Here is a 26,226-nt window from a genome sequence, read left to right as displayed (position 1 = left end):
TCGCCATACGCGATAGCGTCCGGGGCTGGCGTTCCGGACGCTGAACGCCAGCGCGACACCGCGCCACCAGCGTGCTGAGACAGGCAAGGCAGATATTTCATTCGCCTTGCCTGTTGTATTTCATCTGCCTTACCTGTTGCCTGTTGCGTGTTGCCTATTGCCTGTTGCCTTTTCTTGTCTACGCCTTTCCCTGCCTTTCCCCATTTGCGCCTTTTCCCTGTTTGCCTATCCATCCTGCGCCGGGAGCGCCGTTCCAGGCTCCCCCGGCGCAAGCGCCTATTCCACCATGCTCACCTTGCGCCGGCTGGCCGCCAGCCCGGCGATCTGTTCCGCCGCTTTTTTCCCGGCCAGGAAGGCATGGTCGGAATTGTAGTATTCCCATTCGCTGTAGCGTCCCGCCAGCACGATATCCTGCGTGGCCAGCCAGGCCTTCACCAGCGCCACATTGGCGGCCCGCGCGTGGTCGTACACGACATAGGCGTAGGGCATGTCCACCTGGTTGGCAGCCAGCAGCCGGTCGTCGTCGCGCAGCAAGCCCACGGCGATGCAATCGGCCATGCAACGGTCGATCAGGGCTTGCCCATCCAGCGGCAACGGTTTCCAGGGCGAATAACTGATCTCGCACGTCAAGCCAAAGCCGCCCGGCGCATTGCAGTGGGGGCTGGCGTTACCTTGCAGGAAAATGCGGTGGAATATCGTCTCTTCCGGGTAGTAAATCCAGTGTTTCTCGCTGATGTTTTCACGTGCCACGCCCAGGTTGACGCAGCGCACGGAAATATGCCGCAAGGCGTGCGCCGCCGCCCGTACCTGCTGCGGCGCCTGCTCGCCGCTCAGGCGCACCAGTTCCGGCAAGGGCATGGTGCTCAGCAAGTGCTGGTAGCGGAAGCGGCGGCCGTCGGCCAGCACGATTACATGCTGGCGCGGCAGTATCTGCACCACCTCGGCGTTGAGCTCCAGCTGGCCTTGCAGATGCGGCAGGAAGCCCGACATCAATGCCTGGAAACCACCGCGCAAGGGATAGCCGAAGCGGGCATTCGGGCCCATCGGCCTGGCCACCGGTTCGAGCGCGCCCTCGATGATGTCTTCCAGGTTCGGCAACGGTACCCGCCCGCCCAGCCACGACGTTTCCATCTCGGCCAGCGGTACAGTCCATAATTTCTTGTTGTAGGGAATGGCGAAATGGCGGGCGATGCCGCTGCCCCATACCTGATGGATGAACTGCTCGAAATTGAGCCCCGCCTGGGGCGGTGCCGCCACGGCATCGTGCGCCTGTTCCAGCCCCGTGCCGCCGTCGGCGCAGCAGTCTTCCACGGCGCAGGCCCCCGCCGCCGCATGGCCCGACACGGCAGGCGCCTTGCCGTAGCGCGCCTCGATGGCTCCCATGATGCATTCCTTGATGACGGCCGGCGGCAAGCCGTACAGCGCGCCCTGGAAAGGATAGCGCGTGTAGACCTGCTTGCTGTACACCCAGGCTTCGCGGTTTTGCCAGTGCAGGTTGGTGCCCAGCAAGGTGCGGTACATGTCGAGCACATAGTCATCGTTGGAAAACATGATGTGGCCCGCATGGTCGAAAGTGAAACCGCGGTCGACGATGGAGCGGCACCAGCCGCCCACCGCAGCATTTTTGTCCAGCAACAAGGTATCGGCGCCCAGGTGATAGGCGGCGCTCAAGCCCGTCGGACCCGCACCGATGATGGCGCAGGCCACGGCTTGCGGCGCACCGGGCGGATGCAGGAGGTTGACGCCGGCGCCCGGTGCGGCAGCCTGTGCCGTGCTGACGGCGGGCACCGCCTGGCGGGCCCCCTGCGCCGGCGGCGTCGTGTCGAGCAAGTGGCGCATCTGTTCCACCGTGGCATCCCAGGAGGTGGCCTCGACGATGGCGCGCATGCCGGCGGCCATGGCAGCACGCTGCTCCGGCGTCGCGGCCAGCGCCGCCTCGCAGGCGGCAACAAAGGCATCGGGCGTGTCGGCGATGGCCACGATGCCGCCATACGGCACGGCCACGTCGGTGATCGAGGTGCTAACGATGGGCAACTGCGCCGCCATGTATTCCAGCACCTTGGTAGGACTGATGAAGCGGGTCGCCTCGTTCCGGGCGAAGGGCAGCAGGCACACGTCCCAGCCGGCCAGGAAGTGCGGCAGCGCCTGGTACGGCTGCTGGCCCAGGTAATGGATATTTTGCCGCTGCGGCAGGCTGGCCGGGTCGATCTTGAGGATGGGGCCGACGAGCACGATTTGCCAGTCGGGATGGGCATCGGCCAGCGCCGCCACCAGGGCAGGCTCGAAACGCTCGTCGATCACGCCGTAATAGCCCAGCCTGGGACGTCCGATCTCCGCTTGCGCGGGATGGCCGTTGTGGCGGTCCAGCGCCTGTTCGAAGTGCACGGTATCGACGCTGCTGGCGAAGCAATGGACGTTCGCATGGCGCGTACGTTTCGCCTCGAACAGGCTGGGGCCGCCCGCGAACACCAGTTCGGCGCGCGCCAGCAGGGCCGTTTCGCGCTGCAGTAATTGTCGCGGAGCATTTTTGAATGCGGCCAGTTCATCCATGCAGTCATACACCACCAGGCCCGCGTGCAGGGCCGGCAGCAGCGGCAGCGCCATCGGCGTATAGAACCAGACGATGGGGTCGTCGGCGGGCGTGATCTGGGCCAGCAGCGGTTGCAGCACGGCCAGCTGGTCGTCGTGAAAACCGGGCGCCCGCACGGCCGTGCGGGGCTGGCACACGGTCACGTTCGGCGCCGGGGTCGACAGCTCCAGCGTACCCGGCCCGTCGTGCCAGACCGGTTCCTCGATGAAGACCACGCGGTAGAACTGCGCCAGCCGCGACAGCAGCTGTTGCGGCCGCTGATACACGAAATTCCAGCGCAGGTGTGAAAAGACGATAATGGTTCGCATGTCAGTTCCTTTCTGCCCCGCCGGGGCAAACGTTGAACAAAGGTGTGCGGTCAGGCGCTGGGCCTGCCGTAGTGCCGCCGCGTAAGGCGGCGAAAGGATGCGCCGCAGCCGCTCCCCTCCCGCCTCTTCCAGGCGGACATCCCACAAGCCGCTGCGGTGCCAGTGGCTGGCATCGTCCCAGTCGGGGCGGTCGATGACGGGATAGATGCAGATGCCGCGCAGATCCGCGCCGTGCTGGACGGCCAGCGCCGCCTCGGCGGCCACGTCGCGTATCCAGGCGCCGCGCCCGCTGCCCACGTGGCTCGTTTCCGCCAGCAGCAGCGGCCGCCCATAGCGCCGCCCCACTTCCAGCAATAGCTGGTACAGGGGCATGCGGCGCGGCTCGCCCAGGTGCCACCACAGGCGCAGGTTGCTGCCGCTTTCCCACTGGTTGCTGTGGTAGTAGTTCAGGCCGATCAAGTCCAGGTAGCGCGGCGCGCCGCCCAATTCCGGCGCCCGGCGGCCGCACAGCATGTCCCAGGCCTCGAACTGCGAAGCGCGCCAGGCGGCCGCCTGGTCGACCCAGTCCGGCCGTCCCGGCGGCGCGATCACGTGGATCAGGGGATCGCATTGCAGGAAACGCGCATGCGGGCTGACGGCGCGGATGGCGTCGCAGCCGGCCACGGTGGCGCGCACCAGCTGCCGCTTGCCTTCATGACCCGCGTCCGGCCGCTGCATGTTCAGGCACTGGAACATGTGCACCGACAAACCCCAGCTGGTAAACGAGATTTCGTTGACGGGCGAATACACGGGCTTGCTGCCCGCATAGGGCGCGAGAAACTGCGCCGCCGCCCTGCAGTAGCGGGCAAAGCGCGGCACGAAGTCCGGCGAGAACAGGTCGACGTCGGGCGGCCAGCCGTAGTGGCAGAAGGTCCAGTTGACCTGCAGCCCCAGTTCCCGCGCCACGGCGGCGCGCTCCTCGATGCAGGAAAAATCGAAACGGCCGTCGCGTTCGGCCAGGCGCCAGCCTATGCTTTCGCGCACGCTGCGGATACCGAACTGGCGCAGCAGCAGGTAGTCTTCGCGCACCCTGTCCAGGTGACCCGTGGCGCGGTTCATGTCCAGCGCCTGGCCGCCGTGCGTGACGTGGTCGGCGCCCTCGTAGCCCGCCTGCCAGTAAGTCAAAAACGGCGCTGCCGCGCCATCGGTATCGGCCATGCCTGCTCCTGTTAATGTAGGGACCAGATGAAACTTGTCAGGCCCGGCTTGCGTTCAATTGAGCCGGATATTGCGGGTGGCCGCGCTGAGCAGTTCCAGCGCGGCCTTCGGCGTTCGGTCCGCCGTCAGCAGGCCATTGGTTTCCTGGAACGTGTCGGCGAACTGCGTGTAGCAAAAGCCGCTGAACATTTGCGCCGTATTGACGACCGTCATCAGGCGCCGGTACAGGTCGAGGAAGGCCGCCTCGTTCCCCACGCGCGCATAGCCCCAGGTATCGGTTTCCCCCTGCTCCCGGTCAAAGGCGATGCCGCCAAATTCCGTGAGGACGATGGGCTGGCCCCGGTGCGGAAAACCGTCGAGCGTGAGGATGCGCCCGCCCGGGCGGCGCTGGTCGAACAAGGTGGTGCGGGCCGAATCGCTGATCGCATAGCGCGCCTGCAGGCGTTCCGGATCGCAGTCGTAATCGTGGATGCCGAGGATGTCGGTGGCCGACGCTTCCCAGCCGTCGTTGCCGATCACGGGCCGCGTGGGATCGAGCGTGCGCGTCAGGTGGTACAGCGCCTCGACGGCGTTGCGGTGGGCCTGGATGGCCGTCAGGTTGGGCACGCCCCACGATTCGTTGAACGGCACCCAGACGAGAATGCACGGGTGGCTGTAGTCGCGTTCGATCACGTCCGTCCATTCGCGCACCATGCGCGTGATGGCCTTGCCGGAAAAACGGTAAGTGGACGGCATTTCTTCCCACACCAGCAAGCCCAGGCGGTCGGCCCAATACAGGTAGCGCGGGTCCTCGATCTTCTGGTGCTTGCGCACGCCGTTGAAACCCATGGCCTTGGCCAGTTCCACGTCGTGCCGCAAGGCCGCATCGGAAGGCGCCGCCAGCAGGGTGTCGGGCCAGTAACCCTGGTCCAGCACCAGGCGCAGCGGATACGGCCGGCCATTGAGCATGAAGCGGTCGCGGTTGATCGCCACCGAGCGCAGCGCCGTGTACGACCTGACCGTGTCGAGCAAGGCGTCGCCATGCCGCAGCGTGACTTCGGCATCGAGCAGGATGGGCCGCTCCGGGCTCCACAGCAGTTCGTTGCGCGAATCGTCGATGCCGGGATCGGACAGGGCGATCTTGCGGCTCGCTTCGTTTTCGATCAGCTTGTACTGGTCGTCGGCCAGCAGATTGTCGCCATGCCAGATGCGCACGCCCACGATGAGATCGTCGTGCAGCTCGCCCATGGCGAACACGTCGCAGCCGATTTCATAGCCCTCGAACACGGGCGTCCAGCGCAGCTTGCCGATGTAGGTGGTGGCCACACGCTCAATCCACACGCTTTGCCAGATGCCCGTGGTGCGCGGATACCAGATGGAATGGGGCAGCAGTTGCCAGTCCTGCTTGCCGCGCGGCTTGGCCAGGTCGTGCGGATCGTCCTCGACGCGCACCGTCAGCACCTGCGGCCCGTCGGCCAGCAGGGCGTGGCTGATGTTGGCGACAAACGGCGTGTGGCCTCCCTCATGCTCGGCCACCACGTGACCGTTCAGCCAGACCTTGGCATGGTAGTCGACGGCGCCGAAATGCAGCAGCACGCAGGGTCCGCCCGGCTGCAGCAGGAAGTCGCGCTGATACCAGCATACGCGGTGAAAACCGCGGTCGCCCACGCCGCTGGCCTGCGATTCCGGCGGAAACGGCACGATGATCTCGTGCGTCCAGCCGATGCCGCCGTCGGGCAGGCGGTAGCGCCGTTCATTGTCGAAGGTAAAACGCCAGGCGCCGTTCAGCGATTGCCAGTTCTCGCGCACCATCTGCGGGCGGGGATAGGCAAAGCCGCCCGCGCCAGGCAGGGCAGTACCGGCCAGGCCGTCATTCGTATGGGGTGGGGAGAGATGGTCATCGAGCATGCCAATTGGATGCATGCGGCATGGGGCAAGTTCCGCCGTATGGGGCTTGGGCGGTGATGCATGAGCAGGATCAAACCATGCTCAGTCGAGCGGAACCAGCATGCGTGCGTGGCGTCCCAAAGCGTTAAAGCGCTGTACCACCGTACGCCCCGCGCTGGCCGCGCATTGCTTGCGGCACAGGGCCACGCAAGCGCCGCCAAAACCGGCGCCCGTCAGGCGCGCGCCGTACACGGCCGACTGCGCCGACAGCAGCGCCACCAGCGCATCGAGCACCGGCAGCGACACCTCGTAATCGTCGCGCAGGCTGGCGTGCGACTGCGCCATCAGCTGGCCGAAGCGCACGGGACCATGCTGGCCGCAAGCCTGCAGCACGCGCAGGTTTTCGCTGACCACGTGGCGCGCGCGGCGGCGGTACGGCTCGGGCAAGCCTTCCACCACGGAGGGCTCGCGCACGTCGCGCAGTGCCGCCACGCCCAGCAGGCGCGCCGCCTGTTCGCACTCGGCGCGCCGCACGTTGTAGGCGCTGCCGGCCAGAGTGCGCGGCACGCCGCTGTCGATGACCAGCACCTCGCTGTCATGGGGCAGCGCCAGCAGTTCATGGCGCAGGGTGCGTGCGTCGAGCAGCAGCATGTGATGTTCGTCGGCCAGACTGCATGCCATCTGGTCCATCACGCCGCAATTGACCTGCGCGTAGCGGATTTCCGCCTGCTGCCCCATCAGCGCCAGCGACACGTCATCGATCTGCAGTCCCAGCAACTGGCGCAGCGCGCGCAGCATGGCGATCTCCAGCGCGGCGCTGCTCGACAGGCCGGCGCCCGGCGGCACGTCCGAATCGATATGGCCGCGCACGGCCGGCACCGCGACGCCGCGCTCCTCGAGCAGGCGTATGCAGCCTTCCAGGTAGCGGCCAAAGCCGGGCGGTGCGGCGCTCTGGCGCTCGAAACGCACGAGTTCGTCAAGGGTGGCGGAATAGAACTGGTGATGCCCGTCGGCGGCCAGCGCCAGCATCACCCGCGTGCGCTGCGGCGTGGCGCACGGCAGCATGTAGCCATCGTTGTAGTCCGTATGCTCGCCCAGCAGGTTGACCCGTCCGGGCGCCGAGGCCACCACCACGGGGACGGCGCCGAAATACGCGTCGGGGGTGATCATTGCACTTCCAGTGTCAGCGGACGCCGCCGTCCCTGCACCGTTGCCGCCGGCCAGTCGGGATCGCAAGTCAGGTTGTGCAGGCGCCCGCCGCTGAGCAGGAAAGTGTCTTCCACCATGCTGCCGGGCAGGCTGGGATGGAAGGCCACGGCCATGCCGTCCTTCAGGGCGATTTCCGTATGCGCGCCGGCGGCCACCTCGGGCGCGCGGTAGCCGGCGATGCCGCCCTGCCGGAATTCCTGCACCGTATCGGGCTGGCCCGCATAGGCATAGGCGCTGTCGAGCGCGTGATACACCATGCTCAGCGCATGCCCCGCCACGCAGGCATCGAGCGCCACCGCTTCGAGCGCCAGGATGGCCGCGTCGGCTTCGCCGATGCCGTCGCGCGCGGGACGGAAACGGCGCTGGCGGCTCAGGCTGGCGCACAGGCCGAAACCTTGCGCGCACAGCGCCAGCACGGCCCGTTCGCCCAGCGGCGACGCAGCGGGTGGCGCGCGCCGGTAGCGCTCGAAGCGCTCGGCGCCGGCCGCCAGCACGTACACGGCATGCAGGCCGCGCGACCACAGGGCGCGGGCGCAGGCGCCGGCCAGCTCCTGCTCGCTCCAATCGGGCCGCGCGGCGCGCAGCGCCTCGCTGGCGGCAGCGGAGGCCAGCCGGCCCACTTCGCGGTAGCGCGCCTGTTCCGGCGCCAGCAAGGGCAAGCGCTCCTCGCGCAGGGCGACGGGCAGGCAGCGCTCGTGCAGGCCGGGCCGGTCGCACAGCACGGGCCTCCCCTGCGCCGCATGCTGCACGAAATGCTCGCGCAATTCGGCCAGCCGGGGCTGCATCCACGGCGTCACTTGCCAGGTCCAGCAGCCGCGCACCTCTTCCTGGCGCAGCCGCTGCGCCTCGGCCGCATCGGTCAGGATGTAGGCCGCATCGCGCGTGACGAGCACCTCGGCACAGCCGCACTCGGCCGTCTGGCAGGTGCTGCCCGACGCGCCGGCCGTGGCCCAGGCGAACCAGTCCACGCCGCGCAGGCGCAACGCGCCGGCCTTTTCCTGTTCCAGCCAGCCACGCATCTGCGCCAGTTTGTGCGCAATTTCCAGTTCGACATTCCAGTTCATGCGATTTCCTCTGCCATTTCCCATGCCACGCGCACTTGCTGCAGCTGCCGCGCCGATTCCTCGGGCAGGGCATCCATGGCGTACATGCCGGCGGCCAGCTCGGTGCCGGCCAGATATTTGAGCCGTTCGCGCGTGCGGTACGGCGGATAAAACTGTGCGTGCAGCTGCGTTTCCGGATGCGCGCGGCCGTCCGGCGGCGCCTGGTACCAGGCCATCAGGTAAGGCATGGCGCGCTGCCACAAGCCGTCGTATTTCAGCAGCACGGTCTTGAGGGCGCGCGCCAGGTCGTCGCGCTGCAATGCCGACAAGGCCGCGAAGCTGTCCGTCTGCCGCAGCGGCATCACCCACGCTTCATACGGATAGCGGGCGCAGGCGGGCACAAAGGCGATCGCCTCCGGTCCCAGGTACAGCAGGCGCGCGCCGCCATCGGCTTCGCGCCACGCCATGTCCACCAGCAGGGCCTGGCCATGGCTGGCGAAATATGCGTGTTCCTGCTCCAGCATGCGCGCCGGCACGGGCGGCACAAAGGGGTAGGCATAGATCTGGCCATGCGGATGGTGCAGGGTCACGCCCACTTCCGCGCCGCGGTTCTCGAACGGCAGCACGTACGCGATGCCTGGCCGGCTGGCCAGCTGTGCCGTGCGCTCCCCCCACACCTGCAGCAACAAGGCGATGTGGCCGGGCGCCAGCGTGCCCAGCGAGGCGCCGGCATCCTGCGCGAACACCACCACTTCGCAATGGCCGCGGGCGGGCGCCGTGGCGACCGTCAAGTCGGGCGGATCATGGGCGTGCGGCGCCAGGGTGGGAAAGCGGTTGTCGAAGACGGCGATATCGTAGTCGCCGGCAGGCAATTCCGTCGGCTGCGCGGCATCGCGCGTGGGCGCCAGCGGGTTGTACCGGGCCGGCGGCAGGAAGGGGCGGCCCTGGCGGTAAGCCGCATACGCCACCCATTCGCCGCGCAAGGGATGCCAGCGCAAGTGCGGATTGGCCTCCTGCGGCTCGGGGAAGGGACTCGGTGCAACGCCGGCGACGACGATGGGACGCCGGCTGTACAGGGTCAGCTGGCGCCCGTCGGGCTTGGCAAGTTGCTTGCAATACATGATGTTTCGCATTCTTAAGACACGAATTCTTAAGACTGGCACTGGCAACAAAAGTTCCACAGTCTGCAAATATTTACCAGGTTTGCTCAACACCGGTTTCCCGTCGTGACGAGTTTTTTACCGATCAGTACGCAAATTCCCGATTCGCATTATCATGTGCACAGCCTGTCATCCCTGCCGCTTTCAAGGCCGACCCTATTGTCGTCAGGGGATAGACAAATCGTCCATTGTGATTTTCCACCACGTCCCGATATCGCTACCATGATTCCATTTTCCATACTCGACCTCGCGCCCATCGCCGAAGGCAGCAACGCCAGCCAGTCGTTCAAGAACACGCTGGACCTGGCGCAGCACGGCGAACGCTGGGGCTACAACCGCTACTGGCTGGCCGAACACCACGGCATGCCCGGTATCGCCAGCGCCGCCACGGCCGTCGTCATCGCCCATGTGGCGGCCGGCACCAAGACCATCCGCGTGGGCGCGGGCGGCGTGATGCTGCCGAACCACTCGCCGCTCGTCATCGCGGAACAGTTCGGCACGCTGGAAGCGCTGCACCCGGGCCGCATCGACCTGGGCCTGGGCCGCGCGCCCGGCTCCGACCAGACGACGGCGCGCGCCCTGCGCCGCGACCTGCAGTCCGACGCGGAACAGTTTCCGCAGGACGTGCTGGAATTGATCGACTATATGTCCGACGAACCGCGCCAGCGCGTGCTGGCCGTGCCCGGCAAGGGCGCGAACGTGCCCGTGTGGATACTGGGGTCCAGCCTGTTCGGCGCCCAGCTGGCCGCCCACCTGGGCTTGCCGTATGCGTTCGCCTCGCACTTCGCGCCGCAAATGATGATGCAAGCCGTGGCCTATTACCGCGAACACTTCAAGCCGTCGAAGCAATTGACGAAACCGTACGTGATGCTGGGTTTTAACGTCTTTGCCGCCGACACGGATGCCGAGGCGCACCTGCGCGCCACGTCGATGCAGCAAGCGTTCGTCAACCTGCGCACGGGCCGTCCGTCGCGTCTGCAACCGCCCGTGCCCGGCTACCTGGAGCAACTGGGCCCGCAGGAACGCGCCATGCTCGATTCCGTCCTGTCCTGCACGGCCATCGGCGCGCCGGACACGGTGAAAGCCAAGATGGCCGCCTTCATCGCCGAAACGGGCGCCGACGAACTGATGATCACCTCGCAAATCTTCGAGCACCAGCACCGGCTGCGCTCGTATGAAATCACGGCGCAAGTGCATGCGGAGCTGGCGCGCGCGCACTAACTTCACTGTCTTCCTCGGTATTTCCCCAAATACCCTTTTCCCGGCCGTCGGCAACGATCGCCGGGATTTTTTTGCTCGCGTCCAGTCACAAAATCGGCCGCGCCCGGCAAGAAATGCGCAGCCCCGCTATCATGCTGATCCAAAAGCATCATTCCAAGAAAGTTGTACCGCATGAAATCCGCACCATCGAATGTCGACGCCAGCACCCTGCTGAGCTCCACCCGCATCCTGTTGTTCGCCCTGTCCGCCGGCGTGCTCGTCGCCAGTCTGTACTATGTGCAGCCGCTCACGTCCATGCTGGCCGCCTCGTTTGGCGTGAGCGTGCCGCAAGCGGGCTACCTGGTCACGGCCACGCAGATCGGCTATGTGCTGGGCATCGTGTTTTTGGTCCCCCTCAGTGACGTACTGAACCGCCGCCAGTTGCTGACGTGGATGCTGATTGCCAAGATCGGTGCCCTGCTGCTGGCCGCCACCAGCCAGAATATTATCGTCTTTGCCGTCGCCAGCGTCTTGATGGGGATCACGGCCAGCGCCTTGATGGTAGTCACGGCCATGGTGGCGTCGTATGCGCCCGACCACAGCCGGGGCCGCATGGTGGGCACCGTCATGACTGGCTTGTTGTTGGGCATCTTGCTCGCGCGTACCGTCTCCGGCACCGTGTCGCAGATCAGCGGCGGCTGGCGCACCGTCTACGTGCTGGCCGCCATCGTCGTGGCCGCCCTGCTCGTCATGCTGCGCCGCATCCTGCCCAACGAAGCGCCACGTGGCACGCTGCAGTACGGCAAGCTGATGGCTTCCCTGGCCGACATCATCCGCCAGGAACCGTTGCTGCGCCAGCGCGCCCTGTTCTCGGGCCTGGGCCTGGGCACCTTCAGCGTGTTCTGGACGGGCCTGACCTTCCTGCTCAGCGGCGCGCCGTACCACTATTCGGAAATGCAGATCGGCCTGTTCGGCCTGGCCGGCGCCACAGGCGCCTTTGCCGCCAACACGGCGGGCCGCATGGCCGACCGCGGCTATGCGCGCCAGGCCACGTGGCTGCTGGCCGTCGCCTCGATCGCGGGCTGGGCCCTGATCGGCTTCGGCGCCCATTCGCTGGCGCTGCTGTTGATCGGTATCGTGCTGCTGGACATGGGCGTGATGGGTTTGCAAGTGACGCACCAGTCCATCATCTATAAACTGGCTCCGCATGCGCGGGCCAGGGTCACCACCGTCTTCATCGCGGGCGGCTTCATCGGAGCGTCGGCAGGCTCGGCCCTGGCCAGCGCCAGCTTCGCCGCTGGCGGCTGGCCCGCCCTGTGCATGGTCGGCGGCGCCATGCCGCTGTTGCTGCTGATCGTGTGGAGCAAGTACCGGCATACGCAGCGCAGGCTGGAACGGGCGGCTTGATCCGGCGCTGCGGGGCTGCGGCGCAAACAATGTTGTCGGGTTACGCGCTGGCGCGCTAACCCGACCTACGCACTTGCTCCAAGCGAACAGGCGTAGGTCGGATTAGCGGGACCGCCGAGGCGCGGCGAGGCCGCGCGTAATCCGACAACGTTGTTTGCACAGACCACGTCTTATTTCGCGGCCGGCCCGCGCGCCTTGCCAAACGCATCGCCCGCCTTCCAGGCCGGCATTCTGGCCGCATTCGCCACGGCTTGCCCCAGGTTCAAGGTGAATTGCGCCTGCTGCGTCATGCCGGACAGATCCCAGCTGGCGTCGTACTCATCGGTCACCTGATGGTAGCGGGGGCCGTAGGCGGCCGCCTTGGCTTTCGACGCGGCCACGTCCTTGATGTACTCGCGTCCGCCATTGATGGAAAACGCGGGCACGCCCGCCTTGGCAAAGCTGAAATGGTCGCTGCGGAAGTAGCCGCCGGCCAGGTCGGGACGCGCGGCAGCAATGTGCATGCCCATGGCTTTGGCCGTTGCCGCCGCCATCGCCCCCAACTCCGTGCGCTCGCTGCCCTGCGCGCCGATGTCATGCGTGGCGCCCACGAAGTTCAGGCTGTCAAGGTTCAGCGCGGCGGCCGTCTTGTCCAGCGGCCACAGCGGATCGGCCGCGTAGGCGGCGCTGCCCAATAGCCCCTGTTCCTCGGCCGCCACCCACAGGAATATCTGCGTGCGCTTCGCCGGTTTCTTGACGGCTTCCTGCGCCATGGCCAGCAAGCCGGCCGTGCCGGAAGCGTTGTCGACGGCGCCGTTGTAGATCGTGTCTCCAGAGTCACCTTGCTTGCCCAGGTGGTCCCAGTGGCCGCTGTAGATGACGGCTTCATCTTTCAATGTCGGGTCGGTGCCCGGCACCATGCCCGCGATATTGAATTGCTCCACCTTGCGCACGATGGACTTCATCTCGCCCGACAGCTTGGCGTTCAAGGCAACGGCCTGGAAATCCTTGCTTTCCGCCTTGGCGCGCAAGGCGTCCAGGTCCTGGCCGCCCGCCGCAAACAGCCGGCGCGCCGCGTCTTCCGCGATCCAGCCCTGCAGGGGCGTACCGGCAGTGCGATCGGCCAACTGGAAGCGTTCGCTGCCGCTCCAGCTGTTCTGCACCACGCTCCAGTCGTACGAGGCCGATGGTTTCGTGTGGATCAGCAATACGCCCGCCGCGCCCTGGCGCCTGGCTTCCTCGAATTTGTAGGTCCAGCGGCCGTAATAGGTCAGCGCCTTGCCGGCGAAGCGGTTCGGATCAAGCGCGGTCGGCTGCGGGTCGTTGACCATCATGACGACGATCTTGTTTTTGACATCGGCGCCCTTGAAATCGTTCCAGCCCTCTTCCGGCGCCGTGATGCCGTAGCCGACGAACACGAGCGGCGCGTCGAAGGTGTGCGCGGCAACGGAGTCGCCCGTGGCCCACACCCAGTCGGGGCCGAACGCCAGCGGCACGGGCTTGCCGCCGGCCACGGCCTGCAGGCTGCTTTCGGCAGGCAGCGACTTCACGCCGGCGATCCGCACGCTCTGGCGGTAGCTGTTGCCGCGCACGGGTTGCAGTCCGGCCATCTGCGCCTGGGTTTCCAAATAAGCCACCGTCAGGTCGGCGCCGCGCTGGCCCGTGCCCCGGCCTTCCAATAAGTCGTTGGACAGGAAGGCCAGGTGGGCGCGCAAGGGCGCTTCCTGCACCACGGGTAAACCGGTGGCGGCCTGGGCGGAAAACGCCAGCGCCGTCAAGGCCAGGGAAGAAAACAGCTTCTGCATAAGATCCTTTGGATAAGAGGAGACATTCAGTCCGGCGGATAGCCGGGCCGGCGATTGTATGCCATGGGGCAGGCGCTGCAAAATGCGGACGAAAAAAATCCCCGCGGCAAGGCGGGGATGTCATGGCCGAGTAAATTACACGAGCAAGGCGGCCGCCAGCGATTCGATCTCTTCGGCCGATTCCTCGAGTATCGTATGCAGGGTGCTGCCGCCGATACCGAAATCGATCTTCGCCGCCGCCTGGCGCCGCGCGGCGCTTTCCGGCGGGTGCAGGGGCGAGCCGACGGGCGACAGATCGTTGGCCAGCACCAGGGTCGCGCCCAGGGTGCGGGGCGGGAACGTGCTGCCGCCGTGCCACATGCCTTCCACGGCCTGCAAGACCATGTCCGGCACTTGCAGCTGGCGCAGCACGCCGCGGCCGATCAGCTTTTCGCCGTATTCGATCCAGTCTTCGGTATTGTCATCGAGCAAGCCCGGATATTCCTCGGCGCGCGACAGCAGATAAAAGCCGCCCACTTCGTGCACGATGGCGGCAAACATGGCCGTTTCCACATCCACGTGCGTGACTTTCCGGGCGATCACCTGGCTCAGCGCGGCCACGTGGGCCGTATGTTCCCACAGCCTGGCCGCCTTGGCGCGCAATTGCGGGTCCGTGATCTGGCTGCCCAGCTGGCGCACAATGACGGATGCCACCATCGATTTCAAGGTGGCAAAGCCCAGGCGCGAAACGGCTGCGCGCACATTGGCGATTTCATTGCCGGAACGGTTGTAGGCGGCCGAGTTGGCCAATGCCACGACCCGCGCCGACAGCAGCGGCTCGGCCATGACCATGCGGGCGGCCGCTTCGATATGGCAATCGGGGTCGTCCAGCGCTTCCTGCAGCTTCAAGGTGGCCTTGACGTTGGCGGGGAACGTCAGCTCGCCCTTGCTCGCTTGCAACGCGATAATCTTGAATACTTCCAGTCTGTCCATGGGTCAATCTCCGGTACGGGCCTATTAGGCTCTGCTGTGTGGGTGGGCCGGGAACGCGCATGTATCCCCGGCCTGGCTCCCGTTTCCGGCAATATTACAGCAAGTTTATACGCAACCCTATTACTTTCCGGAAACTTTCCCTGCCACGCCTTCGACAAAATAATCCATCTTCGTCAATGCCGCATCGTCGAGCACGCCTTTGTCCAGGCGCACCTTGCCATCGTTATCCTTGATCGGCGCGCTGAAAGGATTGAGCTTACCAGCAACCAAGTCTTTCTCGCGCGCCAATACAAACTGTTTCACGTCAGCGGGCACGGCCGCATTGATGCCTTCCAGCTTGACCATGCCATCCTTGATGCCGCCCCAGGTGCTGCTGGACTTCCACGTGCCGTCCAGCACGGCCTGCGCCTGCTTCGTGTAGTAGTCGCCCCAGTGGTGGGTGACGGCGGCCAGCTGCGCCTTCGGCCCGTACTTTTTCATGTCCGAGTGGTAGGCGATCGCATACTTGCCCTTCTCTTCCGCCGCCTGCACCACGGCGGTCGAGTCCGTGTTGTGGGTGACCACGTCGGCGCCCTGGCCGATCAGGGTGATGGCCGCGTCGCGTTCCTTGCCCGGATCGAACCAGCTATTAACCCACACCACTTTCACTTCCGCCTTCGGATCGACGCTGCGCATGCCGCGCGTGAAGGCGTTCACTCCCTGCAACACTTCCGGGATGGGAAACGCCGCCACGTAGCCGGCCACGTGGGTCTTGCTCATCTTGCCCGCCAATACGCCAGCCAGATAGCGGCCTTCATAAAAACGCGCATTCGTGTTGGCCACGTTGACGGCCGTCTTGTATCCCGTCAAATGAATGAACTTCACATTAGGAAATTGTTTCGCCACTTTCAAGGTGGGATTCATGTAGCCGAACGAAGTCGTGATGACCAGCTTGCTGCCCGTTTGCGCCAGGTCGCGGATCACGCGCTCCGCATCGGCGCTCTCCGGCACGTTTTCCACAAACCTGGTGCTGATCTTGTTGCCCAGCGCCTTTTCCATTTCCTTGCGCGCCTGATCGTGCTGGGTGGTCCAGCCCGCGTCGCCGATGGGGCTGATATACACGAAACCGACATTCAGCGGCGCAGTCGCGGGGGCGGCGGCCATGGCGGGCATGGAAGACATCAGCGTGGCACTGCAGACGGCGGCGCACAGTAATTTCTTGGACATGGTTTTCCTTGTGGTCAGTGATTAATTTCCGGGATTGAAATTTTTCCCCAGCGAAGCGGGCATGTTGAGCTTGATGTAATTGGCATTGCTGGAAATGAGCACGAGCACGACGATGGCTGCCACATACGGCAGCATCGACAGCAGCTGCGACGCGATGGGCACGCCCATCGCCTGCGCGTGGAACGTCAATATCGTGATGCCGCCGAACAGGTAGGCGCCGCCCACCACGCGCGCGGGGCGCCAGGTGGCAAAGGTCGTCAGCGCCAGCGCGATCCAGCCCCGCCCCGCCACCATGCCCTCGACCCACAGCGGCGTGTACACGAGCGACAAAAACGCGCCGGCCAGGCCGCAGCAGGCGCCGCCGAACAGCACGGCCGCCAGGCGGATACGCCGCACGGGATAGCCGAGCGCATGCGCGGAAGACGGTGACTCGCCCACGGCGCGCAGCACCAATCCTGCCCGCGTGCGGTACAAAAACCAGGCGATGGCCACGCACAGCAAGAGCGACAGATACACCATCGGATGCTGGCGGAACAGGGCCGGCCCCAGCACGGGAATGTCTTCCAATAAAGGGATGCCGAAGCGGCCATTGTGCAGACTGTTGCCCACATACTTCAAGCCGATATACGTGGACGCGCCCGCGCCGAACAGCGATAAAGCCAGGCCCGTCGCGTACTGGTTCGTGCCCAGCCACACGGTCAGCCAGGCAAAGAAGCCGGACAGGACCATGCTGGCGCCCGCCCCCGCCAGAAAGCCCAGAGTGGGGCTGCCCGTATTGACGGCCACGGCAAAGCCCGTGATGGCCGAGACCAGCATCATGCCTTCCGCGCCCAGGTTCACCACGCCCGCCTTTTCATTCACCAATAAACCGAGGGCGGCGAGCATCAGGGGCGTGCCCGCATTGATGCTGGCGGCAATCAAGGGCGCTATCGTCAGGGCCAGGTTATCCATGTTTCCTCCAGCCCAGTTTGTATTGGATCAGCACGTCGCAGGCGAGCAAGGCAAACAGCAGGATGCCCTGGAACACGCCCGTGATGGCGCTGGGCAAGCCGAGGCGCGATTGCGCCAGTTCTCCGCCGATATAAAACAGGGCCATGACGAAGCTGGAAAAAATCACGCCGACCGGATGCAGCCGCCCCACGAAGGCGACGATGATGGCGGCAAAGCCATAGCCGGGCGAGACCGTGGGCGTGAGCTGCCCCATCGGTCCCAGCACTTCGCACGCGCCCGCCAGGCCCGACAGGGCGCCGCAGATCAGCAAGGACGACCACAAGGTCTTGCGCGAAGAAAAACCCGCATAGCGGGCGGCGGCCGGCGCCATGCCGCCCACGCGCAGGCGGAAGCCGGCAATGCTGCGCGACAGATACAGCCAGCCGCCCAGCGAGGCCAGCAAGGCAAACACGATGCCCACGTGCAAGCGCGTGTCGCTGATCACCATCGGCAACAGCAAGCCGTCCGACAGCAGTTTCGACTGGGGAAAATTGAATCCTTCCGGGTCGCGCAGCACGCCATACACGAGATAGCTGAGCAGCAATTGGGCGATGTAGACGAGCATCAGCGAGACGAGGATTTCGCTGGCGTTGTAGCGGTCGCGCAGCCAGGCCACCAGGCCCGCCCACGCCATGCCGCCCGCCATGCCGGCCAGCAGGGATATGCCGATGATGGCCGCGCCGCCCACGCCATCGTCGAGGTACAAGGCGGCCGCGCCGCCGCAGATGGCGCCCAGGGTCAGCTGCCCTTCCGCGCCGATGTTATAGATGTTGGCGCGAAAGCAGATGGCCAGGCCGACGGCGATCAGCAGCAAAGGCGCCACCTTGATACCCAGCTCGGACCAGCCATGCGCGTCGCGCAAGGGTTCGACAAAGAACACGGCCAGGCCCGCCAGCGGATCGTGTCCCAGCGCAACAAACAGCAGCGCGCCGCACAGCACGGTCAGCAGCACGGCCAGCACGGGCGACAGCCACGACATCAGGCGCGACGGTGCAGGACGGGCTTCCAGGCGCAAGGCAAACTTAGCCATGGGCAGCCTCCTGCGGCCACAGCCCGCTCATCCATTGCCCAACGAGATCGACGCTGGCCTCGCCCACGTCCAGCGACGGTGAAATTTTTCCTTTTGCCATCACCAGCAGGCGGTCGCTGATCTCGAACAATTCATCGAGTTCTTCCGACACGATGAGCAAGGCACAGCCAGCGTCGCGCAGCGCCAGCAGTTCGGCGCGAATTTGCGCGGCCGCGCCCACGTCCACGCCCCAGGTCGGCTGCGCCACCACCAGCACCGTGGGCTCGCGCATGACTTCGCGTCCGACTATGTATTTCTGCAAGTTGCCGCCCGACAGGCTGCGCGCCAGCGCCTGCGGCCCGCCCGCCTTCACCTGGAAGCGGGCGATGATGGCGGCCGCCCGCTGCGCGATGACCTTGCGGCGCAGGAAGCCGTGGCGGATGGTGGCGGGGGTCTGCAAGCTCAATAAGACGTTGTCGGCCAGCCCCATGTCGGGCACGGCGCCGCGTCCCAGCCGCTCTTCCGGCACGAAGCCGAAGCCGAGGGCGCGCCGGCGGCCCGGCGGCAAACGGCCGGCAGGCGTGCCGTTCAGCACGATGCTGGCGGGCGCCGCGCGCAGGTCCTCGCCCGACAGGGCAGCCAGCAATTCCTGCTGGCCATTGCCGGACACGCCAGCGATGCCGACAATTTCTCCCGCGCACACGTCGAAATGGATGTCGATCAATTGCGTGGCGAACGGATGGCTCTTCGGCAAATCCAGCTGCCGCACGCTCAGCATGGCCGCGCCGGGCGCGCGCGCGACGCGCGTGACGGCGGGCGGCTCCGCGCCGATCATCATGCGCGACAGGCTGGCCGCCGACTCTTGCGAAGGGTCGCACACGCCCGCGTTCTTGCCGGCGCGCACCACGGTGCACGTATGGCACAGGGCGCGGATCTCGTCGAGCTTGTGGCTGATGTACAGGATGCTGCAACCTTCGGCCGCCAGCTGGCGCAACGTGCCAAACAGTTTTTCCACGGCGCCCGGCGTCAGCACGGACGTCGGTTCATCGAGGATCAGCAGTTGCGGCTTGGCCAGCAAGGCGCGCACGATTTCCACGCGCTGGCATTCGCCGACGGACAGCGTGTGCACGTGGCGCTGCGGTTCCAGGTCCAGGCCGTACTGGCGCGCTGTGTCTTCGATGCGCTGGGCCAGCTCCGCCATGTTGGTGCCGGCAGGCAAGCCGAGGGCGATGTTTTCCGCCACCGTCAAAGTGTCGAACAACGAAAAGTGCTGGAACACCATGGCGATGCCGAGCGCGCGCGCGGCCGACGGGTTGGCGATCTCGACCTCGCGGCCATTCCACACGATGCGGCCGCCATCGGGCTGCACGGCGCCGTAGATGATTTTCATCAAGGTCGATTTGCCGGCGCCGTTCTCGCCGAGCACGGCGTGAATTTGTCCGGGCGCGACGGTGAGGTCGATGCCGTCATTGGCCACCACGGCCGGATAGCGCTTGCTGATGTCGTGTAATTCCAGGCGTGCTGTCATTGTTTTTTTCGTGCCTCGCTGCGGGGTCGCCGGCATCATCGCCGGTGGAAAAATTCAAGCTCTTGTCTCTATCGTATCGGCATCCGCGGCGCTTGGGGGATGGTGTGGCGGCGCGCATTTCTATTTCCACAAAAAAACAACACCTGTATACAATTTTGAAAAAAATTATCAGCTTTACAGCGGCCGCCTTGCCCCGCAAGGCTGAGAAGGTGCGATGATTATATGCAAGAACTGATAGTAAGTATGCAGATAAGACATATCGCCCAGCGCGGCACTTCTCGCATCATGGATTGAACGGCGCGCAATATCCCATCGCAGCACTTCATGCGCGCCAGTGGGCTCCCCCCTGCGCCCAGCCATTCCCAGTTCCCGTTTTCCAACACCGCCATCAGGAGCCGAAAGTGCCAAAAACCCTACCTTGTCTGTTGCTCTGCCTTACTACCACCCTGGGCATGGGCGCGACCGCCCAGGCCGCCGAATGGAGCGATACCGCGCTGAGCTGGCGCGCCGGCAATGACTACCGCGAGCCGTTCAATCCGGACGACATCAAGAAAAACATCTTTGCCATCACGCACGCCAGCGGCTACAAATACGGCAGCAACTTCGTCAACCTGGACTTCCTGATGTCCGACAGCAAGGACCCCGGCGCACTCGGTAAAACGTCCGGCGCGCAAGAGGCCTACCTGGTGTACCGCAACACCATCGACATCGGCAAGGTGCGCGGCAGCGACATCAAGTTCGGCCCCGTGCGCGGCGTGGGCGTGACCCTGGGCTTCGACGTCAACACGAAGAATGACGTCGGCTACAACTCGCGCAAGCGCATGCTGGTGGCCGGCCCCACGCTGATGTGGGACGTGCCCGGCTTCTTCAACACCAGCCTGCTGTTGCTGCGCGAAAGCAACGCCCCCAGCGGCGCCTTCCCGCCCATCTCGCAAGTGACGGGCCGCTACACATTTAAAACGCACGCCATGCTGACGGGCGCCTGGGCCATCCCCTTGTCGCCGCTGTTCTCGTTCGAAGGTTTCTTCAACCTCATCGATTCCAAAGGCAAGGATGAAGTGGGGCGCGACACGGCCGTGGAAACGAATATCGACATGCAAGTGATGTACGACGTGGGCGCGGCCCTGGGCAGCGCCAAGAACACCTTCCGCGTGGGCCTCGAATACCAGTACTGGAAGAACAAGTTCGGCAACTCGCCCGCCACCACGGGCAACGTGGGCCAGACGGCGAAGACGCCGATGATACGCGCGGAATACCATTTCTAAGAATCATTGTCACGTATCAACACCCACCGTCGCGCCTGATGCCAGCATGAAGCTTTCCTGCTGGCGGAGAGCGCGACCGTGGAACAACTGCTGCCGTATTATGAGCGTGAGCTGGGCCTGTTCCGCCAGTACACGCGCGAGTTTTCCAGCCGCTATCCGAAAGCGGCCGGGCGCCTGCTGATCGCCGGCGAGACGTGCGAAGACCCGCACGTCGAGCGCCTGATCCAGTCCGTCGCCCTGCTCACGGCCAGGGTCGCCAAGCGCCTCGACGACGCCTATCCGCAATTCACCAATTCTCTGCTGGAAACTTTGTACCCGCACTATCTGCGGCCCTTTCCCTCGTGCTCCATCGTGCGCCTCGCGGCAGACGAAGCGCCGGGCGGCGGCCAGCTGTCCCAGGTGGCGCACGTGGCGCGCGGCACCGTGCTGCGCTCGCAGCCGGTGCAGGGCGTGGCCTGCAAATTCACCAGCGCGTATGACGTGACCCTGGCACCGCTGGCTATTTCTCGCCTGCATTTTTCGCCGCTCATCGACGCGCCGCCCGGCCTGCGCCTGCCCGCCGGCGCCAGCGCCTTGCTCAGCATTCAGTTCACCAGCAGCAGCGACATCTACCATCTGGATCAGCCAGGTTTTGCCAGGCTGCGCCTGTTTGCCGATGGCGAACCGTCCGTGCGCGCGGCCCTGCTCGACGCCCTGTTCCTGCGCGGCACGGGCGCGTATGTGGCGCTGGACGAACACAGTCCGTGGCTGGCCGTCGACGGCACGCCGCTGGCGCCGGCCGGCTATGTGGACGACGATGCGCTGATCCCCGTTTCCGCCCGCTCGCACCCGGCCCAGCGCCTGCTGACCGAATATTTCGCCTTCCCGGAAAAATTCCATTTCATCGATGTCGCCTGGTCCCTGCTGGCCGCCTTGCTGCCGAAACAGTGCCGCCAGTTCACCTTGCACCTGCCGCTCAAAGGCGTGCGCAGCGACAGCCACGAGGCGCGGCTCCTGTCCGGCGTCAGCCGCGACAACCTGCTGCCCGGCTGCACGCCCGTCGTCAACCTGTTTGCCAAGTCCGGCGTGCCGATCCGCCTCACGCACACGGAGCCCGACTACGCGCTGGTGGCCGATGCCACGCATGCGTTTGCCTACGACATCCACAGCATCGAGGCCGTCACCGTGGTGCGCAAGGATGAGGCCGGCGAGCGCCTGAGCACCTTCTTGCCGCTGTATGCATCGCTGCAGGGTTCTCGGACTGAGCATGGCCAATACTGGCTGGCGCGCCGCGACGAAGCCGTGGCGGACGTCAGCCCCGGCCATGAAATGCGCCTGAGCCTGATCGACCCGCAGTTTTCGCCGGGCAGCGCCGCCTGCGCCACCATTTCGACGCAGCTGCTGTGCAGCAACCGCGACTTGCCCACGCAACTGCACTATGGCTCGCCCGGCGGCGACCTGCTGGCCGAGGACGTGCCCGACGGCATACCCGCGCGCTTCCTGCGCAAGCCCACACCCAGCATGCGTTTCCCGGCGGACACGCACTGGCGCCTGATCGCGCACCTGTCGCTCAATTACTCGAGCCTGACGCAGGCTGGCCTGGGCGACTTCCAGAAAATGCTGAGCCTGTACGACCTGCCCCGCTCGCCCACCACGCAACGGCTGATCCAGGGCATCGTCACGCTCGAGCACGGCAGCACGCGCGCGTGGATGCCAACCGTACCGTTTCCCACCCTGATGCCCGGCATCGCCATCCGCCTGGGCATTGACGAGCAAGCGTTTGTCGGCAGCAGCGTGTACATCTTCGCGCAGGTGCTGCAGCGCTACTTCGCCCTGAACAGCCAGCTCAACTGCTTTAGCCAATTGACGCTGCTGTCCCATCGCAGCGGCGAGGAAATCCTACGATGCCCAGAACGCAGCGCCGACGCCACGCCAGCGTGATCCAGCAATTGCTCGACGCGCCGCAGCGCTTCGAGTGCTTCCAGGCGCTGCGCCTGCTGCTGGCCTGGCTGGCCGAACACGGCATCGATGAACACACGGCGCTGGTGAAGGTCATGCGCTTCGACAATAGCGTCTCGCTGCGCTTTCCCGCCAGCCAGGTCGAGACGCTCACGACAAGCGGCATCGCCGACGCCGATGCCTTGCTGCAAGCGCTGCTGTCGGGTCATGTACACCATATCCACATCACGCCCGCCTTCATGGGCCTGCTGGGTTGCCAGGGCAGCTTGCCCAGCCACTACTCGGAGCGCATTGCCGCCCACCAGTACAGCGAACGCGAGAATAGCCCGCGCGCTTTTCTCGACCTGTTTTCCAGCCGCACCGTCGTCCTGTTTTACCAGGCCTGGCAAAAATACCGCATCGAGCAAGCCGGCCACAGCGGGGACTTCCTGACGCGCCTGCTGGCCCTGGCCGCATGCCGCCCAAGCCAGGACGAGGCCGCCGCCGGCCTGTACAGCGGCTTGCTCCAGCAGCGCAACATCTCGTCCATCGTCATGGCGCGCATTCTCGCCGACCACTTCGGCGTGCCCTGCCATATCGACGAGGCGACGGGCGCCATGGACGTGCTGGCGCCGCGCGAACAAACGGCGCTGGGCATGGCAAACGCCGTGCTGGGCCAGCGCGCCACCGTCGGCGAGCGCTGCCGCCGCCCCGACCTGGCCGTGCGCCTGCGCCTCGGCCCGCTCACCGCGGAACAGCACGCCGGGTTCCTGCCGCGCGCCCCGGCCAGCGTGGCACTGCGGCACATGCTGATGCTGTTCCGCCAGCCGCTCGTGCGCTACGACATCGTGCTGGTGCTGCGCGCCAGCGATGTGCGGGGGACGACGTTGACGGCCGCCGGGCAAGCTGACCTCGGCCGCAACAGCTTTCTCGGCGATGCGGCAACGCCGCGCCACCGCGACGACATGCATTACGACATGCAATTGATGCCTTCACTCAACGATTGAATCTTGTTGCCGCGCAAAAACGCTTGTGTTCGCTATTGCTACAGTCGGCCAACGATTCCTACCGTGAAGCGATGCGCGATGGGCCAGTTCCCCGATACGACGGCGGCATGGACGGCATTAATGGGCGACATGCAGGGCCAGCGCCTGCTGCGCCTGCACTTTCCGCATGGCGACGGCCCTGCTGGCATCCAGTTTCTGGCCAACAGCCTGGCCGCCAGCGAAAGCCTGTCGCGCGATTTTTCCTAGCAAAGGTGGCACGATCAATCTATTCACTTTACCAACGAACAATATTGACACGCTCAAGAAGCGACTGGAAAAAACTGCTTTTTTCGTCAATTACGTAGAGGCTCCCTACGCAAGTTTTCTGAACGTCGAAGATCCGATGGGGAACAATATTTGCCTCTACCAACCGTGCTGAATCACTGTAATAATTCATACGAGATGCCTCATTCAAAATTCCGCATGACAGAATGAAAAAATTTGAAATCCCAAGCTATATTTTTGATTTCATTGATGGATTACTGCTCGTCAATAGAGAGATTGCATTATCGAAAAAAACTCCAGCAAACTATTTCATAAATAGCATTATCAATACATTCCACACCAAACCCACAACAACAGGGGCTGGAATGTATATTTTTGATATCAATGGATGGGTAGGCGATTACGTTGTCGAGTTGATTATTGTAAAAGAAAATTTCCCCGAAATAGATTACGTAATAATGCATTACTTTGAAAATAATTCTGTAGGCAACGGCGTGAGTGAATCATCGTTAGTCAAAAAAATTCAAAGAAAGTCTGGCATTCCCGGAAAAATGAAAGGGTTATCAGAAATAATATTTCAATTTCCGTGGGGAAGCGTTATCGTACAACATGACATAAAAACATCCTCATCATGCATAATCTTGCAGTACAAAATAGCCAGAAAATCACCCATCCGATTGAAAATGAATGATAATTGTGAATCGCATATCAATATAGATAAATCGATAAAAGTGCAGCAACGAATAATGGAATCCATAAAAAATAGTGATACTTTTTTCCCAAAAACAAGTGAGATACAATGGCTGAATTTATTGAAAAAGCTACCTCGAAGATTAAAAATCTGTCTTCTCAATGAAATTTCTTTTGAAAAAGCATTGATAGCAATATATTCTTCAAACTGGCCAGATGAGGGGAGCGTTGTAGCACTGCTGAGTAACAAGTTCAGAACGAAGAAACTCGACAAGGATTTACATTTCCGAGAGCTGAATGACCCGCATTACTGCAATGAAGAAATTTCATATGTTGAAGATAACGTTACACACTTGATTATCAATTAGGCAGCACCTGGAACAACCCAAGATTTGACTTGCCCATCGCCCTGCACGATACTTGCCGCTGTCGCCAAGCTACCGATCCTGCGCAATAAACCATCAGTGCCTGTCACCACCGCCTACACTTACAGCATGCCGTCTCCGAACTCCCCCACCGCTCCCTACATCGGCCGCTTCGCCCCCTCCCCCTCCGGTCCCCTGCACATGGGCTCGCTTGTTGCCGCCATGGCCAGTTATCTTGATGCCAAGGTGCATCAGGGCACGTGGCTGTTGCGTATCGAGGATCTGGACTACGACCGCAATGTCGAGGGCGCCGATCTGGGTATCCTGGCCAGCCTGCGGCGCTGCGGCATGCACTGGGATGGCGAGGCGACATGGCAGAGCCGCAGGCTGCCGCTGTACGAGGCGGCGCTGAAGCAGTTGCAGGACGATGGCCTTGTATATGCGTGCGGCTGTTCGCGCAAGGAGATTCAGGATTCGGTGCTGCAGGCGGGCGCGCCCAAGAGTGGCGCCGCCGTGTATCCGGGCACCTGCCGCCATGGCTTGGCGCCGGGCAAGGCGGCGCGGGCCTGGCGGCTGCGCGTGCCGCAGGGGCCGCAAGCCGTGTACGGCTTTACGGACCGCTGGGCGGGTCCGCAGCGGCAAGACCTTGCCAGCGAAGTGGGTGACTTCATCGTGCTGCGCGGCGATGGCTTTTGGGCGTATCAGCTGGCCGTGGTGGTCGACGATGGCGCACAGGGCATCACGCAGGTGGTGCGTGGGGCGGACTTGCTCGACTCCACGCCGCGCCAGCTGTATCTGCAGGATGTGCTGGGCTTGCCTCATCCCGGCTTCTTGCACGTGCCTGTCGTCACCAATGACAGCGGCGAGAAACTGTCGAAACAGACAGGCGCCCTCGCCTTCGATACGGGCACCGATGCGGCCGAACTGCTGGCGTCGGCGCTGCTGCCGGCGGCCCGCTTCCTCGGTCTCGACGTGCGCGCCGACGACGTGGAAGATTTCTGGCGGCAAGCCATTCCCGCCTGGGCGCAGCGGCTGGCGCGCCTTCCCGGGCACGCATAAAAAAACCCGCCGCGGCGCGAGCCGGGCGGGTAGCAATGCAGGCGCCAGCACATGGCCGGCGCCTGGAACTGAACACTTAAGAAAACCGTAGCGAGCGGCGGTGAGTTGCGGCCGAGAAGCGCAGCTGTGCTTTAGCACAGTGAGCATCGCAGGCCGCAAATCACGACGCGCAGCAGGTTTGCTTATGTGT

The 26,226-nt window shown here is 64.4% G+C and carries 19 protein-coding genes; 8 read left to right on the top strand and 11 right to left on the bottom strand.

The features are described 5' to 3' along the window. Positions 1–276 precede the first annotated feature (276 nt). From IGS60_RS08025 to galT, 5 genes are all read right to left on the bottom strand, one after another. Positions 277–4,095 carry an NAD(P)-binding protein gene (locus IGS60_RS08025; RefSeq protein WP_230503626.1) on the bottom strand — a complete coding sequence of 1,273 codons (3,819 nt, stop codon included), beginning with the start codon at positions 4,093–4,095 and terminating at the stop codon, positions 277–279. A 54-nt stretch (positions 4,096–4,149) separates the two neighbouring features. Next, positions 4,150–5,997: a glycoside hydrolase family 2 protein gene (locus tag IGS60_RS08020; RefSeq protein ID WP_306798468.1), complete on the bottom strand. Its 1,848-nt coding sequence runs from the start codon at positions 5,995–5,997 to the stop codon at positions 4,150–4,152. 66 nt (positions 5,998–6,063) lie between these two features. After that, positions 6,064–7,131, bottom strand: a complete 1,068-nt coding sequence (galK, locus tag IGS60_RS08015; protein ID WP_230503624.1) for a galactokinase — start codon at positions 7,129–7,131, stop codon at positions 6,064–6,066. Next, positions 7,128–8,234: a M24 family metallopeptidase gene (locus tag IGS60_RS08010; protein WP_070218144.1), complete on the bottom strand. Its 1,107-nt coding sequence runs from the start codon at positions 8,232–8,234 to the stop codon at positions 7,128–7,130. The genes galK and IGS60_RS08010 overlap by 4 nt, the downstream gene beginning before the upstream one ends. Next, a complete protein-coding gene (galT, locus tag IGS60_RS08005; RefSeq protein ID WP_230503622.1) occupies positions 8,231–9,334 on the bottom strand; it encodes a galactose-1-phosphate uridylyltransferase in 1,104 nt (367 codons plus the stop codon). The genes IGS60_RS08010 and galT overlap by 4 nt, the downstream gene beginning before the upstream one ends. Before the next feature lie 261 nt (positions 9,335–9,595). Here galT and IGS60_RS08000 point away from each other — a divergent pair, with 261 nt between their 5' ends. Next, entirely contained in the window at positions 9,596–10,594 is a 999-nt protein-coding gene (locus IGS60_RS08000; protein WP_230503620.1) for an LLM class flavin-dependent oxidoreductase, read from the top strand. Between the two features lie 171 nt (positions 10,595–10,765). After that, entirely contained in the window at positions 10,766–11,980 is a 1,215-nt protein-coding gene (locus tag IGS60_RS07995) for an MFS transporter (protein WP_070218147.1), read from the top strand. 170 nt (positions 11,981–12,150) lie between these two features. Here IGS60_RS07995 and IGS60_RS07990 read toward each other — a convergent pair whose 3' ends face one another. The 6 genes from IGS60_RS07990 to IGS60_RS07965 form a co-directional block, all read right to left on the bottom strand. Continuing rightward, positions 12,151–13,764, bottom strand: coding sequence for a M28 family peptidase (locus IGS60_RS07990; RefSeq protein ID WP_230503618.1), 1,614 nt, complete (start codon positions 13,762–13,764; stop codon positions 12,151–12,153). Between the two features lie 135 nt (positions 13,765–13,899). Continuing rightward, positions 13,900–14,736 carry an HDOD domain-containing protein gene (locus IGS60_RS07985; protein ID WP_070218149.1) on the bottom strand — a complete coding sequence of 279 codons (837 nt, stop codon included), beginning with the start codon at positions 14,734–14,736 and terminating at the stop codon, positions 13,900–13,902. A 120-nt stretch (positions 14,737–14,856) separates the two neighbouring features. Further along, positions 14,857–15,942: a BMP family ABC transporter substrate-binding protein gene (locus IGS60_RS07980; RefSeq protein WP_230503616.1), complete on the bottom strand. Its 1,086-nt coding sequence runs from the start codon at positions 15,940–15,942 to the stop codon at positions 14,857–14,859. Positions 15,943–15,963: 21 nt separating this feature from the next. Beyond that, positions 15,964–16,893 (bottom strand): ABC transporter permease, encoded by a 930-nt coding sequence (locus tag IGS60_RS07975; protein WP_230503614.1) that lies wholly within the window; start codon positions 16,891–16,893, stop codon positions 15,964–15,966. Beyond that, the gene (locus IGS60_RS07970) at positions 16,886–17,962 is read right to left on the bottom strand and encodes an ABC transporter permease (RefSeq protein ID WP_230503612.1); all 1,077 of its coding nucleotides are present in this window, start codon (positions 17,960–17,962) and stop codon (positions 16,886–16,888) included. Before IGS60_RS07970 ends, IGS60_RS07975 begins: the two co-directional genes overlap by 8 nt. After that, positions 17,955–19,469 carry an ABC transporter ATP-binding protein gene (locus tag IGS60_RS07965; protein WP_230503611.1) on the bottom strand — a complete coding sequence of 505 codons (1,515 nt, stop codon included), beginning with the start codon at positions 19,467–19,469 and terminating at the stop codon, positions 17,955–17,957. The genes IGS60_RS07970 and IGS60_RS07965 overlap by 8 nt, the downstream gene beginning before the upstream one ends. A gap of 452 nt (positions 19,470–19,921) precedes the next feature. Here IGS60_RS07965 and IGS60_RS07960 point away from each other — a divergent pair, with 452 nt between their 5' ends. From IGS60_RS07960 to gluQRS, 6 genes are all read left to right on the top strand, one after another. Then, positions 19,922–20,734 (top strand): outer envelope protein, encoded by an 813-nt coding sequence (locus tag IGS60_RS07960; RefSeq protein ID WP_230504064.1) that lies wholly within the window; start codon positions 19,922–19,924, stop codon positions 20,732–20,734. 78 nt (positions 20,735–20,812) lie between these two features. Beyond that, on the top strand, positions 20,813–22,654 hold the full coding sequence (gene tssF, locus IGS60_RS07955) for a type VI secretion system baseplate subunit TssF (protein WP_230503609.1): 1,842 nt from the start codon (positions 20,813–20,815) through the stop codon (positions 22,652–22,654). Then, positions 22,618–23,658, top strand: coding sequence for a type VI secretion system baseplate subunit TssG (gene tssG / locus IGS60_RS07950; protein ID WP_230503607.1), 1,041 nt, complete (start codon positions 22,618–22,620; stop codon positions 23,656–23,658). The genes tssF and tssG overlap by 37 nt, the downstream gene beginning before the upstream one ends. Positions 23,659–23,721: 63 nt before the next feature. Beyond that, positions 23,722–23,904: a hypothetical protein gene (locus IGS60_RS07945; protein WP_230503605.1), complete on the top strand. Its 183-nt coding sequence runs from the start codon at positions 23,722–23,724 to the stop codon at positions 23,902–23,904. Between the two features lie 224 nt (positions 23,905–24,128). Next, a complete protein-coding gene (locus IGS60_RS07940; protein ID WP_230503603.1) occupies positions 24,129–24,980 on the top strand; it encodes a hypothetical protein in 852 nt (283 codons plus the stop codon). A 126-nt stretch (positions 24,981–25,106) separates the two neighbouring features. Beyond that, positions 25,107–26,036, top strand: a complete 930-nt coding sequence (gene gluQRS / locus IGS60_RS07935; protein WP_230504062.1) for a tRNA glutamyl-Q(34) synthetase GluQRS — start codon at positions 25,107–25,109, stop codon at positions 26,034–26,036. Positions 26,037–26,226: the final 190 nt, after the last annotated feature.

This window comes from Janthinobacterium sp. FW305-128 (assembly GCF_020858135.1).
Lineage (GTDB): Bacteria > Pseudomonadota > Gammaproteobacteria > Burkholderiales > Burkholderiaceae_D > Janthinobacterium.
The sequence above is the reverse complement of the archived record's forward strand: the minus strand, read 5'-3'. Positions and strand labels throughout refer to the sequence as shown.